This window comes from Streptomyces sp. HNM0645 (assembly GCF_030056615.1).
In the GTDB taxonomy this organism is placed as follows: domain Bacteria; phylum Actinomycetota; class Actinomycetes; order Streptomycetales; family Streptomycetaceae; genus Streptomyces; species Streptomyces marianii.
Map to the genome: position 1 here is coordinate 39,220 of NZ_JASHLT010000041.1, position 12,898 is coordinate 52,117.

Sequence of the window (12,898 nt, forward strand, 5' to 3'; positions counted from 1 at the left end):
TGTTGCGCCTCGGATTACGACGTCTGCAGGCGGCTCCCGCCCTTCCAAATGACGAGCCGGTGAGTTCTCCCGCTCACATCGCGCGGACGGGCGAACCTTTGCACCCCGCCGAACGTCGGAGGAGGTGAGCCGACGAACCAGGGGGTCATCGATGCGGAAGTTCCCGCCACGCGCGTTCCCGCCGCGCAGACTGCCGCCGCGCGGACTCGTGCGGTCCGGATCTCCGCCGGGCGGACCCGCGGTGCGCGGTCCCGTGCCGGACCGGCCCGCGCGGCGCGGGTTCCCACCGGGCGGACCGGTGCCGAAGCGGCTGCTGCCGAGCAGGCTCGTGCCCAGGACCCGGCGCGGGCAGCGGCGGACCGTGCAGGCGCTGATGCTCGCGGCGGTGCTCGCACTCGCCCCGGCGACCTGGCTGCACGCGGTGGCCGACAGCCGCACCGGCACGGTCGCCGGCGCCCCCGAGCGCGAGGTCGCGGTGGTGTTCGGCGCCGGGCTGTGGAAGGGACGGCCGACCCCGTACCTCGCCCACCGGCTGGACACCGCCGCCGAGCTGTACCGCTCCGGCAAGGTCGAGGTCGTCCTCGTCACGGGCGACAACAGCCGTGCGGAGTACGACGAGCCGGACGCGATGCGCACGTACCTCGTGAGGCACGGCGTGCCGGACGGCCGGATCGTGAGCGACTACGCGGGCTTCGACACCTGGGACTCCTGCGTCCGCGCCAAGAAGATCTTCGGTGTCGACCGGGCCGTGCTCGTGACCCAGGGCTTCCACATCAAGCGTGCGATCGCGCTGTGCGACGCCGCGGGGATCGAGTCGTACGGCGTCGGCGTCGCCGAGCCCCACGACTCGGTCTGGTACTACGGTGGCACGCGGGAGCTGTTCGCGGCCGGCAAGGCGGCACTGGACGTGGCGCTCCGGCCTGACCCGCACTTCCTGGGGCCCGAGGAGACGGGCGTGACCGAGGCACTGGCCTCGGCGGACACCGCGCCCTGAGCCGCTCACCGCCGCTCGCCCGGCCCGGGGAGGGCCGCGTACCGAGGCCGTAATGCGGCGGGCTCGCCGCCGTAACACGGACGACGCACGCTGGGGCGCATGTCCCACGCACCGGCCCCGGCGCCCGCCCTCGTCCCGACCCACTGCCCCTACTGCTCCCTGCAGTGCGGGATGAACCTGCGCGGGTCCGGGGAGACGGTCGAGGTCGTGGAGCGGGACGACTTCCCCGTCAACCGGGGCGCCCTGTGCGGCAAGGGCCGCACGGCACCCGCGGTGCTCTCCTCCCGGGTCAGGCTGACCGGGCCCCTGGTCCGACGCCCCGCCACAGGCAGGCTCGAGCCGGCCACCTGGGAGGAGGCCCTCCGCGTCACCGCCGACGGGCTGCGGCGCACCCGCGCACGGCACGGGGCGGACGCGGTCGGCGTGTTCGGCGGCGGGGGCCTGACCAACGAGAAGGCGTACGCGCTGGGCAAGTTCGCGCGGGTCGTGCTCGGCACCTCGCAGATCGACTACAACGGCCGGTTCTGCATGTCCTCGGCGGCGGCGGCGCACAACAAGGCGTTCGGGCTGGACCGGGGGCTGCCGTTCCCGCTGGAGGACGTCCCGCGCACCGGCTGCGTCGTCCTCGTCGGCTCGAACCTCGCCGAGACCATGCCGCCCGCGCTGCGCTACCTCACGGAGCTGAAGGACAACGGCGGCCGCCTGATCGTCGTCGACCCGCGGCGTACGAGGACCGCCGAGCAGGCGGATCTGCACCTCGCGCCGCGCCCCGGCACCGACCTCGCCCTCGCGCTCGGCCTGCTGCACCTGGTCGTGGCGCAGGGCCGCACCGACGAGGAGTTCATCCGGGAGCGCACGACGGGGTGGGAGGACGCCAGGGCTGCGGCGATGGCGCACTGGCCCGAACTGGTCGAGCGGATCACCGGGGTGGGCGTGCCCCTGCTGCGTTCGGCGGTGGACCTCTTCTGCGACGCGCCGAACGCGATGGTCCTCACCGCCCGCGGGCCGGAACAGCACTCCAAGGGCACGGACACGGTCGGCGCCTGGATCAACCTCGCCCTCGCCACCGGCAACGCGGGCCGGCCGCTGGCCGGTTACGGCTGCCTCACCGGCCAGGGAAACGGCCAGGGCGGCCGGGAGCACGGCCAGAAGGCGGACCAGCTGCCCGGCTACCGCAGGCTCGACGACCCGGCGGCGCGTGCGCACGTGGCCGGGGTGTGGGGTGTCGACCCCGACTCGCTGCCGGGCCCCGGCCGGAGCGCGTACGAACTGCTCGACGCTCTCGGCGGGGACGTACGGGCGCTGCTGCTGATGGGGTCCAACCCCGTGGTGTCCGCGCCCCGAGCCGCTCACGTGGAGGAACGGATCCGCTCGCTGGACTTCCTCGCGGTCGCGGACGTCGTGCTGTCGGAGACGGCGGAACTGGCCGACGTGGTCCTGCCGGTGACCCAGTGGGCGGAGGAGACGGGGACGACGACGAACCTGGAGGGCAGGGTGCTGCTGCGGCGCCGGGCGCTGACGCCGCCGCCGGGCGTGCGCAGCGATCTGGAGGTCATGCACGGGCTCGCCGGGCTGCTTGGCCACGAGAAGGGCTTTCCCACGGACCCGGAGGAGGTCTTCGGGGAGCTGCGGCGCGCCTCCTCCGGCGGCCACGCGGACTACGCGGGCATCAGCTACCGCAGGCTGGAGGACGAGCAGGGCGTCTTCTGGCCGTGCCCGGAGGCGGACGGGCCGGCGGACGGAACGAACGGACCGGACCAGGACACGGTACGAACAGCGGACGGAACGAACGGGCCGGAGGGGCCGGAGGGGCCGGAGGGGCCGGGGCGATGCTCCGTGGAGGCCGGCGGAGGGCCGGACGGACCGGCGGAGAGTCCGCGAGGGCACACCGGGGAGCCGGACCGGCCCGCCGGGAACCCGCATCCGGGGACGCCGCGGCTGTTCCTCGACCGGTTCGCGACGCCCGACGGGCGGGCGAGGTTCGTGCCCGTGGTGCACCGGGAGGCCGCCGAGCCGACCGATGCCGAGTACCCCGTCGTGCTGACGACCGGGCGGGTCGTGGCCCAGTACCAGTCCGGGGCGCAGACCCGCAGGGTCGACGAACTGAACGCGGCGGCCCCGGGTCCGTTCGTCGAACTGCACCCACAGCTCGCGGCACGGGTGGGGGTCTCGGACGGCGAGCCCGTGGCGGTGGTGTCGCGCCGCGGGCGGGCCGTCGCTCCGGCCCGGGTGAGCGAGGCGATCCGCCCCGACACGGTGTTCATGCCCTTCCACTGGCCGGGCGCGGGGCGCGCCAACACGCTGACCAATCCCGCCCTCGACCCGACGTCGCGCATGCCGGAGTTCAAGGTCTGCGCGGTGCGCCTGGAGCGGGCGGCGGGTTGACGGAGACCCACCCGGACGAGCCGGGTGGCACGGAGCGCCGGAGCCCGGAACCCCGCCCGGTGCCGGCCGGTCCTGCCGCGCCGCGACGGACGCCCGTGGTGTCAGCCCCGCGCGGACCAGTCGCCGCCGGGGATCGGTGTGCCCTTCGCCCGCAGTTCGCGCGCCACCGGGCCCGCCGCCACGTACACCCAGGCCGGTACGGTGCCCGACGCCGTGTGGACGTGGCGCTCGACCCGCACGTACAGGTTGCGCGGGTCGCCGGGGCCGAAGTACTCCTCCAGGTGGTCGAGCACGGCTATGAGCTCGCGGTAGCGGTCCGGCGCCGCGGTGACGAGTTCGCCGGTGACGACGCCGTCGCCCTCGATCGCGTACGGGTAGCCCGGGCCCTCGTACAGGAGCGCGCCGCGCAGCCGGGCGGGTTCCTCGGCCGCGGTGCGCCCCCGCAGGAAGAGGTCGTGGTTGTGCTCGCCGGCACGCAGTGTGCCGTAGACGAAGAACGGCAGGCGGGGCTCCCGGTGCCGGCCCGTCACGCCTGCTCCGCGGTCTCCGCCGCGATCCACGCGAGGTACCCCGCGCTGCCCCGCACGACCGGTGTCGCGATGATCTCGGGGGTGTCGTAGTCGTGGTGGGCCAGCAGATGCGCCTCCAGCGCGTCGTAGCGGTCCTCGGTGGTCTTGAGCAGGACCTGCCACTCCTCGCTGGTCTCGATGGCGTTCCGCCAGTGGTACACCGAGGTGACGGGCGCCGAGATCTGCGCGCAGGCGGCCAGCCTCGCCTCCACCGCGCCGCGCGCCAGCTCCTCGGCCTTGGCGGCGCTGTCGGTCGTGGTCAGTACGGTCATGGCCCGGGTCACGAACTCTCCTCGTACGGCGCGGACGGGCACGTCCGCGCGGCCTGCGCGCCCCGGCGGAAGGGCCGGGGTCACGGCCGTACGTCTACCATCGACCTCGCCCGGTGATCCAGTGCCGGCCCCGGCCGGGCGGCACGGGGCGGGACCCGCGGGACGGAACCGTCGCCCCTCGGCCCCTGGTGCGGCGGCGGCCACGGAAATCGTGCGGACGCGGAGCCGGGTCCGGGAGCGGAACCGGAAGCGGGGCCGGAAGCGGGGCCGGATGACCGCGTCGCGACGGATACGGGGTGCGGCGGCGACACGGAATCGGCGGCGGCCACGCGCGGGATGGGGTTCCTACCGCTCAGCGGAATACTTAAACCTTTGTCGAAGTCGAGCGATAGGCTGACACCATGTCGCATCTCGCCCCGGACGCCAGGGAAGCCACGGTCGGTGAGTTGGCGGAGCGCAGCGGCGTCGCCCCGTCCGCACTGCGCTTCTACGAGCGCGAGGGGCTCATCACCAGCCGCCGCACCGCCGGCAACCAGCGGCGCTACAGCAGGGACACGCTGCGCAGGGTCGCCTTCATCCGGACCTCGCAGCGGCTCGGTATCCCGCTGGCCGCCATCCGCGAGGTGCTGGGGCTGCTGCCGGACGACCGCACGCCCACCCGGGAGGACTGGGCCCGGATCTCCGAGCGCTGGCGCGAGGACCTGGATGTGCGGATCCGTACGCTCCAGCGGCTGCGGGACAACCTCACGGACTGCATCGGCTGCGGCTGCCTGTCACTGGACCGCTGCGTGCTGTCCAATCCGGGTGACGAACTGGCCGGGCACGGCCCCGGTCCCCGCCGGCTGATCGAGGACTGAGCGGGCGGGCGACCGGGCCGGCCCGTCGGTCCGCGTCCCGGACCGGGACCCCGGAGGAGGACCGTCGCGGGCCCTGCCCGCAGCGGCGCCCGTCCGGGCCCGTCCGCAGCAGAGCGCCGTCGCGGGCCCGGCCTAGGGTGGGCGGATGACGAATCCGCCGAACGTGCACATCGAGATCGACGGCCGGCCGGCGGCCGGACTGGATCCCGTCGTGATCCCCGTGCTCCAGGGCGCCTACGGGCACTTCACCGCGATGCAGGTGCGCGACGGCCGGGCCCGGGGCCTGGCACTGCACCTGGAGCGGCTGGACCACGGGACGCGTGAGCTGTTCGGCGCGGACCTCGACGGGGACCGGGTGCGGGCGCTGGTCCGCCACGCGCTCGACGGGTCGGGCCGGGCCGACGCGGGCGTGCGGGTGTACGTGTACGGGGCGGCGTCCGGAGGCGGCGCGCCGACGGTGGTGGTGACCGTTCGGGAGCCGCAGTCCATGCCGGGGGCGCCCAGGAGCATGATGCCCGTGCCGTTCCTGCGGCCGGTCCCGCACATCAAGCACGCGGGCGGGGTCGGCCAGCCGTACTACGGACGGGCCGCCGCGCTGGCGGGCTTCGACGACGCGCTGCTGACCGGCCCCCGCGGAGAGGTCGCGGAGGGCCACATCGCCAATGTCGCCTTCTGGGACGGCACTTCGCTCGTCCGGCCGGACGCGCCGGCACTGCGCGGGATCACGATGACGCTGCTGGAGCGGCGGCTTCCGCACGAGCGGCGGGAGGTGCGGCTCGCGGACCTCGGCACGTACCCGGCGGCGGTCCTGATGAACTCGCAGGGCATCGCACCCGTCCACCGCATCGGCACGACGGAGTTCACCGTGGACGGGGCGCTGATGAGCCGACTGCGCGAGGCGTACGGGACGGTCCCGTGGGACGAGATCTGACGGCGTCCCGCGCGGCCTGCGCGCAGGGGGCGTCACTCGTTCGGCGCGGCACCTCGAACCGCCCGGCCAATGGCGCAATCACACCCCTGTGACCTGCGACGACACCTCCGAACCAAGACGACACGCCGCACGGTTCGAGCGAAACTGATCGCCCATCAGCAAGCGTGGGAGGCGGTCTGCGCCTTACCTCTTGAGGTGTAGGAACGGCCGCCGGCACCCCGGTCCGGCGGCACCGGCCATCGCCCCGGAGGACGTCATGCGCACCACCGCCCGCCTGCTGGTCGGCCCCGCGCTCACGGCCGCCTGCGTCGGTGCGACGACCCTTCCCGCCGCGTACGCGGCGGACCCCGGGACACTCACCCTGACCCCCTCGAGCACCACCGCCGGTGCCGCCGTGACCGTGAGCACCACCGGGTGCGGCGAGCGCGGTCACGCCACGGGCGACGCCGAGTCGCTCGGCGCGGACGAGTTCGACCTGGCGCCCGGCGCCCGCAAGGACACCGCGGCCGGCAGGTTCACGGTGCCCGAGGACACCGAGCCGGGGACCTACACGGTCTCCGTGCTGTGCGACAACGGCAAGAAGGCCGCCGGGGACCTCGTGGTGCGGGCCCACGGGCACGAACCGAGCGGCCATGTGAAGACGGGAGTCGGCGGCAGCGTCGGCCCCGACACCACCCAGATCACGGCGGGGGTGGCCGTCCTGGCCGCGGCCGCCGTCGGCGGGACCTGGTTCCTGCGCCGTCGGGCGAGCGGCGCGCAGGGCTGACGGAGAGCGTTCGCGCTCGGCCTCCACCGTCCCTCGTACCGCCGTCCCCGCCCCCGTCACGCTTCGTCCGGCTGACGGGGGCGGGGAGTTTTCCCCTCCCGGACCAGGCAGGCGTCCGAGGAGTCCCGGAGGAGCTCATGAAGTCGAAGGGGCTGCTGCTGGCAACGGCCGTCTGCGCCGGTGTGTGGCTGGTGCAGAACGGCACCCGGCCCGTCACCCCGCCCGCTCCCTCCGCTGCCGAGGCCTTCGCCACCGGCCGGCACACGGACGCCGCAGCCCCTCCGCTGCCGCCGTCACCGCCGGTGCGGCTGCGCATCCCGCGGATCGCCGTGGACGCGCCCGTGACGCGCCTCGGACTGGCCCCCGACGACAGCCTCGAGGTGCCGCCCGCCGACGAGGGCGAGGTGGCCGGCTGGTACGGCGGCGGCACCACGCCGGGCGCCAGGGGCACCGCGATCGTCGCCGGTCACGTCGACACCGCCGAAGGGCCGGCCGTCTTCTACAAGCTGGGCACGCTGAAGAAGGGCAACCGCATCGAGGTCCTCCGCGAGGACGGCCGCACGGCGGTCTTCACGGTCGACGCGGTCGAGGTGTACGAGAACGACGCCTTCCCCGACCGGAAGGTGTACGGGGCCGCACGCGGGGCCGAACTACGGGTGATCACCTGCGGCGGGTCCTTCGACGAGAAGACCGGATACGGAGGCAACGTGGTGGCCTTCGCACATCTGGTCGGCGTGCGCGGAACTACCCGGTCCGCTAGGCCCGCCACACGTCCGCCGGCCCGTCCGGCACTCGCGGAACGGCCCGCTCCAGAAGCCCGCCGCGCGTCCGCGCGTCCCCCCACGCCGACGCGGTCCTACCCCGACCACTGGTCGAACGCCAGCTTCGCCACCAGCGAGAACACGACCACGAGCAGCACCCCGCGCACGAACTCCGCGCCCTTGCGGAGCGCCGTCCACGCGCCGAACATGCCGCCCGCCAGGTTGAACACCGCCATCAGCGCGGCCAGCCGCCACAGCACCGTCCCCTGGTAGGCGAACATCGCGAGGGCGCCGGCGTTGGTGCACACGTTGACGATCTTGGCGGTGGCGGAGGCCGCGACCAGGTCCAGATGGAGCACCGCGGTCAGCGCGAGCACCAGGAAGGTACCGGTACCGGGCCCGAACAGGCCGTCGTAGAAGCCGATCCCGCCGCCGACGAGGACGACCGCCGTGGCGATCCGGGCGCGGGTGACCGGTCCCCGGTCCGCACGGGTACCGAAGGACGGGCGCAGCATGACGAACGCCGCGACGCCCAGCAGCACCACCATGATCACGGGCCGGAGCACCTCGCTGCCGATGCCCGCCGCGAAGAACGCCCCGCCCATGGAGCCGGCCAGTGCGGCGAGCCCGATCCGTACAGCCGTCCCCACCCGTACCGGCGCCTTGCGGACGTAGGTGACCGCAGCACCGGTCGTGCCGACGATGGCGACCGCCTTGTTGGTGCCGAGGATCTGCGCGGCCGGCACCTGCGGCATCCCGAGCAGCAGCGCCGGCAGGAGCAGGAGCCCCCCTCCGCCGACCACCGCGTCGATCCAGCCGGCCGCCGCGGCGGCCACACACAGCAGGACGAGGGTGGTCAGCGATATGTCGGGCATGGCCGCGACCCTACGGAAAAGATGCGTGTGACGTCCATCAATCCCCTGAGTCCTGAGCTACGTCTGAGGTTCGCGTGGCGGAAGCGGTCTCCCGCCCCCGGTGGACCGGGCAGCGAGCCCCGCCTCCCACCCCTCACACGGCGGCCGGGCGCGCGCTGAGGGCAGTGTTCCGCACGGGAAACAACCGGGATGCGGACGGGTAACACCCACACCGCACGCTGCGTACATGGATTCGAGGATCGTGGTGATCGGCGCCGGGATGGCAGGCGCGCGGCTGGCGCGGCAGCTCGCCCCGGCGTGCGACGTCACGCTGCTCGGCGAGGAGCCGCACGCCCCCTACAACAGGGTGCTGCTGGCCGACGTCCTGGCCGGCCGGTACGGACCCGAGGTGATCGCGCTGCCGCCGGTCCCGGACGGTAGGGCCGAGGTGCGGCGCGGGGTGCGGGCGGTACGGATCGACCGCGAGGCGCGGACCGTGCTCTGCGCGGACGGCTCGTCGGTGGTGTACGACCGGCTGGTGCTGGCGACCGGGTCGAACCCGGTGCTGCCGCCGCTGCGCGGGCTCGACGGCGGGCTGCCGGACGGCGTCCACCCCTTCCGCACCCTCGACGACTGCCTGGCACTCGCGGCCGCGGCCCGCCGCGGCGGCCGCGCGGTCGTCGTCGGCGGCGGGCTGCTCGGCGTCTCCGCCGCGCGGGCGCTCGCGGAACGCGGCACGGACGTGGTCGTCGCCCACCAGGGCCCCACCCTGATGGACCGCCACCTCGACCCGGAGGCCGGCGGCCTGGTACGCCGCCACCTGGAGGAACTCGGTGTGGAGGTCCACACCGAGTGCCACGCCCGGGGGCTGCGCCACCGCGGCGGGTCCGTCACCGGGGTCGAGCTCGCCGACGGCTTCGTCCTCGGCGCCGACCACGTCGTCCTCGCCTGCGGCGTCCGCCCCCGCACCGGCCTCGCCACGGACGCGGGCCTCACCGTCCGCCAGGGCGTCGTCGTCGACGACACCCTGACCACCTCCGACCCGTACGTCCACGCCGTCGGCGACTGCGCCGAACACGCGGGGACCGTCTACGGGCTGGCGACCCCAGCCCTGGAACAGGCCGACGTGCTGGCGGCGGTCCTGGCCGCCTCGGCCGTACCGGGCCAGGGGCCGGGCGCCCCGCGCTACACCGGCACCCGGTCCCTCACCCGGCTCACCCTCGGCTCCGCCGGTGCCTTCGACGTCGCCGCGTTCGGGGACCCCGCGCCGCGGCCCGGGGACGACGTCGTGCGACTCGCCGACGCCACCCGGGGCGCCTACCGGAAGGTCGTCGTCCGCGGCGACCGGCTCGTCGGCGGCGTGCTCCTCGGGGACCTCGCGTCCGTCGGCGCGCTCGCCCGGGCCTGGGAGGGCGACGACCCGCTCCCGGAAGCACCCCTGCTCCACCTGCTCACCACCGATGGAGGACTCTGAGATGACCACCCCCACGATCGTGCTCGTCGGCCACGGGATGGTCGGCCAGCACTTCCTGGAGGCCCTCGCGGAGCGCGGCGTCACCGGTCGCGCCCGGGTCGTCGTGCTGTGCGAGGAACCGCGCCCCGCCTACGACCGGGTCCAGCTCACCTCGTACTTCTCCGGCCGGACGCCCGACGACCTCTCGCTCGTCGAGGACGGCTTCATGGCACGGCACGGCATCGAGCTCCACCTGGACGACCCGGCGGAGCAGATCGACCGCGCCGCCCGCACGGTCACCTCGCGCAGCGGGCGGACGTTCGCCTACGACACGCTCGTCCTGGCCACCGGCTCCTACCCGTTCGTGCCGCCCGTCCCGGGCCGCGACGCCGAGGGCTGCTTCGTCTACCGCACCATCGAGGACCTCCTCGCGATCGAGGAGTACGCCAAGACCTCCCGCACCGGCGTCGTCGTCGGCGGCGGACTCCTCGGTCTGGAGGCGGCCGGCGCGCTCAAGGGCCTGGGCCTGGACACCCACGTCGTCGAGTTCGCGCCCCGGCTGATGCCCGTGCAGGTCGACGACGGCGGCGGCGCCGCGCTGCTGCGCACCATCGAGGGCATGGGCCTGACCGTCCACACCGGCGTCGGCACCCAGGAGATCGTCGCCGACGGCCCCGCCGTCACCGGCATGAAGCTCTCCGACGGCTCGACGCTCGCCACCGACCTGGTCGTCTTCTCCGCCGGGGTGCGCCCCCGCGACCAGCTGGCCCGCGACACGGGCCTCGCCGTCGGCGACCGCGGCGGCATCGTCGTCGACGAGCGCTGCCGCACCTCCGACCCGGACGTCTACGCGATCGGCGAGTGCGCCCTCGCCTCGGACGGGCGGGTCTACGGGCTCGTCGCGCCCGGGTACGACATGGCGAAGACCGTCGCGGACGTCCTCGCCGACCGCACCTCCGACAGCGCCTTCACCGGAGCCGACACCTCCACCAAGCTGAAGCTCCTCGGCGTGGACGTGGCCTCGTTCGGCGACGCGCACGGCACGACCGAGGGCTGCCTGGACGTCGTCTACTCCGACTCCCGCTCCGGGGTCTACAAGAAGCTGGTCGTCGGCGCGGACGGCGCCCTGCTCGGCGGCGTCCTCGTCGGCGACGCCGACTCCTACGGCATGCTCCGCCCGCTCACCGGCTCGGTGCCGCCCGTGCCGCCGGAGCAGCTGGTGCTGCCCGCCGGTGCCGGGGCGCCCGTCGCGCTCGGCCCGTCCGCGCTGCCCGACGAGGCCGTGATCTGCTCCTGCCACAACGTCACCAAGGGCGAGATCTGCGCCCACACCGCCCTGCCCGAGGTGAAGAAGTGCACCAAGGCGGGCACGGGCTGCGGAAGCTGCGTCAAGGTCATCGGCCAGCTGCTGCCGCAGGCCGCCGACCAGGGCCTGTGCGGCTGCTTCTCCTACACCCGCAGCGAACTGTACGAGATCGTCCGCACGCTCGGCCTCACCTCGTACGCCGAACTCCTCGACTCGCACGGGCGGGAGGAGGCCCGGGGCGGCGACGGCTGCGAGATCTGCAAGCCGGCCGTCGGCTCGATCCTCGCCAGCCTCGGAAACGGCTACATCCTCGACGGCGAGCAGGGCGCCCTTCAGGACACCAACGACCACTTCCTCGCCAACCTGCAGCGCAACGGCTCCTATTCGATCGTGCCCCGCATCCCCGGCGGGGAGATCACCCCCGAGAAGCTGATCGTGATCGGCCAGGTCGCCCGGGACTTCGGCCTCTACACCAAGATCACCGGCGGCCAGCGGATCGACATGTTCGGTGCCCGCGTGGACCAGCTGCCCGCGATCTGGACCCGCCTGGTGGACGCCGGCTTCGAGTCGGGCCACGCCTACGGGAAGTCGCTGCGAACGGTCAAGTCCTGCGTGGGGCGGACCTGGTGCCGCTACGGGGTCCAGGACAGCGTCCGGATGGCGATCGACCTGGAGCTGCGCTACCGCGGACTGCGCGCCCCGCACAAACTGAAGTCGGCGGTCTCGGGCTGCGCCCGCGAGTGCGCGGAGGCGCAGTCCAAGGACTTCGGCGTGATCGCCACCGCCAGCGGCTGGAACCTGTACGTCGGCGGCAACGGCGGGGCCACCCCGCGCCATGCGGACCTGCTCGCCCAGGACCTGTCCGACGCCGAACTCGTCCGGCTCATCGACCGGTTCCTGATGTTCTACATCCGCACCGCGGACCGCCTGGAGCGCACCTCGGTCTGGCTGGAACGCCTGGAGGGCGGACTCGACCACCTGCGGGACGTCGTGGTGCACGACTCCCTCGGTCTGTGCGGCGAACTCGAGGCGATGATGGCCCGGCACGTGGCCGGCTACCACGACGAATGGGCCGAGACCCTCGACGACCCGGACCGGCTGCGCCGCTTCGTGTCCTTCGTGAACGCGCCGGACGCACCGGACCCGTCCGTGAGGTTCGTCCCCGAGCGGGACCAGATCAAGCCGGACCTCACCGTTCTCAACCTGGAAGGGACGCTCGCACGATGACGATCCAGGACGCGCCCCCGATCACGCTCCAGATCGAACTGGCCGGCAGCTGGCTGCCCGTCTGCGAGATCACCCGACTCACCCCGGGCCGCGGTATGGCCGCCCTGCTCCCCGACGGGCGCCAGGCCGCGGTCTTCCTGGACCGCGCGGGGACGCCGTACGCGATCGACAACCGCGACCCGTTCACCGGCGCCCAGGTCCTGTCGCGGGGCCTGGTGGGCACCGCGGACGGGCGGGTGTTCGTCGCCTCCCCGCTGCTGAAGCAGCGGTTCGACCTGGCGACGGGCCGCTGCCTGGACGACGACGAGGTCTCGGTGCGCGCGTTCGCGGTGCGCTGGGCCTGACGAGGTGGTGGCCGGCGGCACGACGGGGGGGCCGCCGGCCCCGCTGCACGGGGCGCCCGTGCCGGTCGGGGAAACACGCGTCCCGAGGGGCGGGAGACCCGCGCCGTCCGGGGGAGCGCACACGTGAGACGGGCCCGGCCCCGCGGTCGCCGGGCGGCGGCCTCCGCTCGCCGGAGCGC

General features: G+C 74.2%; 11 protein-coding genes and 1 pseudogene. 9 read left to right on the plus strand and 3 right to left on the minus strand.

What is annotated here, in order from left to right; genetic code table 11:
• The first annotated feature begins 298 nt into the window (after window positions 1-298).
• Together QMZ92_RS25425 and QMZ92_RS25430 are read left to right on the plus strand one after the other, a co-directional pair.
• Window positions 299-994: a SanA/YdcF family protein gene (locus tag QMZ92_RS25425; RefSeq protein WP_283299799.1), complete on the plus strand. Its 696-nt coding sequence runs from the start codon at window positions 299-301 to the stop codon at window positions 992-994.
• Between the two features lie 99 nt (window positions 995-1,093).
• Window positions 1,094-3,379: a molybdopterin oxidoreductase family protein gene (locus tag QMZ92_RS25430; RefSeq protein WP_283299800.1), complete on the plus strand. Its 2,286-nt coding sequence runs from the start codon at window positions 1,094-1,096 to the stop codon at window positions 3,377-3,379.
• 101 nt (window positions 3,380-3,480) lie between these two features.
• On the opposite strand, the gene QMZ92_RS25435 is transcribed toward QMZ92_RS25430, so the two are convergent.
• The gene (locus tag QMZ92_RS25435) at window positions 3,481-3,909 is read right to left on the minus strand and encodes a gamma-glutamylcyclotransferase family protein (protein WP_283299801.1); all 429 of its coding nucleotides are present in this window, start codon (window positions 3,907-3,909) and stop codon (window positions 3,481-3,483) included.
• Window positions 3,906-4,220 (minus strand): divalent-cation tolerance protein CutA, encoded by a 315-nt coding sequence (gene cutA / locus QMZ92_RS25440; RefSeq protein WP_283299826.1) that lies wholly within the window; start codon window positions 4,218-4,220, stop codon window positions 3,906-3,908. The genes QMZ92_RS25435 and cutA overlap by 4 nt, the downstream gene beginning before the upstream one ends.
• A gap of 401 nt (window positions 4,221-4,621) precedes the next feature.
• Between cutA and soxR the strand changes: the two genes are divergently transcribed.
• From soxR to QMZ92_RS25460, 4 genes and pseudogenes are all read left to right on the plus strand, one after another.
• Window positions 4,622-5,077 carry a redox-sensitive transcriptional activator SoxR gene (soxR, locus tag QMZ92_RS25445; protein WP_283299802.1) on the plus strand — a complete coding sequence of 152 codons (456 nt, stop codon included), beginning with the start codon at window positions 4,622-4,624 and terminating at the stop codon, window positions 5,075-5,077.
• Between the two features lie 145 nt (window positions 5,078-5,222).
• Window positions 5,223-6,008: an aminotransferase class IV gene (locus QMZ92_RS25450; protein ID WP_283299803.1), complete on the plus strand. Its 786-nt coding sequence runs from the start codon at window positions 5,223-5,225 to the stop codon at window positions 6,006-6,008.
• A 256-nt stretch (window positions 6,009-6,264) separates the two neighbouring features.
• On the plus strand, window positions 6,265-6,774 hold the full coding sequence (locus tag QMZ92_RS25455; RefSeq protein ID WP_283299805.1) for a GVDTG sorting domain-containing protein: 510 nt from the start codon (window positions 6,265-6,267) through the stop codon (window positions 6,772-6,774).
• Between the two features lie 137 nt (window positions 6,775-6,911).
• Window positions 6,912-7,514 (plus strand): annotated as a pseudogene (locus QMZ92_RS25460) (class F sortase); the annotation flags it as partial.
• 116 nt (window positions 7,515-7,630) lie between these two features.
• On the opposite strand, the gene QMZ92_RS25465 reads toward QMZ92_RS25460, so the two are convergent.
• Entirely contained in the window at window positions 7,631-8,410 is a 780-nt protein-coding gene (locus tag QMZ92_RS25465) for a sulfite exporter TauE/SafE family protein (RefSeq protein WP_283299806.1), read from the minus strand.
• A gap of 226 nt (window positions 8,411-8,636) precedes the next feature.
• Here QMZ92_RS25465 and QMZ92_RS25470 point away from each other — a divergent pair, with 226 nt between their 5' ends.
• From QMZ92_RS25470 to nirD, 3 genes are read left to right on the plus strand one after another with little or no spacing between them, the layout of a single operon-like run.
• On the plus strand, window positions 8,637-9,863 hold the full coding sequence (locus tag QMZ92_RS25470) for an NAD(P)/FAD-dependent oxidoreductase (RefSeq protein WP_283299807.1): 1,227 nt from the start codon (window positions 8,637-8,639) through the stop codon (window positions 9,861-9,863).
• A gap of 1 nt (window position 9,864) precedes the next feature.
• Window positions 9,865-12,375 carry a nitrite reductase large subunit NirB gene (nirB, locus tag QMZ92_RS25475; protein ID WP_283299808.1) on the plus strand — a complete coding sequence of 837 codons (2,511 nt, stop codon included), beginning with the start codon at window positions 9,865-9,867 and terminating at the stop codon, window positions 12,373-12,375.
• Window positions 12,372-12,719 (plus strand): nitrite reductase small subunit NirD, encoded by a 348-nt coding sequence (gene nirD, locus QMZ92_RS25480; protein ID WP_283299809.1) that lies wholly within the window; start codon window positions 12,372-12,374, stop codon window positions 12,717-12,719. Before nirB ends, nirD begins: the two co-directional genes overlap by 4 nt.
• The last annotated feature ends 179 nt before the right edge of the window (window positions 12,720-12,898 follow it).

What these genes read in the sequence shown, in the direction of transcription:
- nirB (WP_283299808.1), top strand. Translation starts at nt 9,865, where the DNA reads ATGACCACCCCCACGATCGTGCTCGTCGGCCACGGGATGGTCGGCCAG.
- QMZ92_RS25465 (WP_283299806.1), bottom strand. Translation starts at nt 8,410, where the DNA reads ATGCCCGACATATCGCTGACCACCCTCGTCCTGCTGTGTGTGGCCGCC.
- cutA (WP_283299826.1), bottom strand. Translation starts at nt 4,220, where the DNA reads ATGACCGTACTGACCACGACCGACAGCGCCGCCAAGGCCGAGGAGCTG.
- QMZ92_RS25430 (WP_283299800.1), top strand. Translation starts at nt 1,094, where the DNA reads ATGTCCCACGCACCGGCCCCGGCGCCCGCCCTCGTCCCGACCCACTGC.
- nirD (WP_283299809.1), top strand. Translation starts at nt 12,372, where the DNA reads ATGACGATCCAGGACGCGCCCCCGATCACGCTCCAGATCGAACTGGCC.
- QMZ92_RS25450 (WP_283299803.1), top strand. Translation starts at nt 5,223, where the DNA reads ATGACGAATCCGCCGAACGTGCACATCGAGATCGACGGCCGGCCGGCG.
- QMZ92_RS25455 (WP_283299805.1), top strand. Translation starts at nt 6,265, where the DNA reads ATGCGCACCACCGCCCGCCTGCTGGTCGGCCCCGCGCTCACGGCCGCC.
- soxR (WP_283299802.1), top strand. Translation starts at nt 4,622, where the DNA reads ATGTCGCATCTCGCCCCGGACGCCAGGGAAGCCACGGTCGGTGAGTTG.
- QMZ92_RS25470 (WP_283299807.1), top strand. Translation starts at nt 8,637, where the DNA reads ATGGATTCGAGGATCGTGGTGATCGGCGCCGGGATGGCAGGCGCGCGG.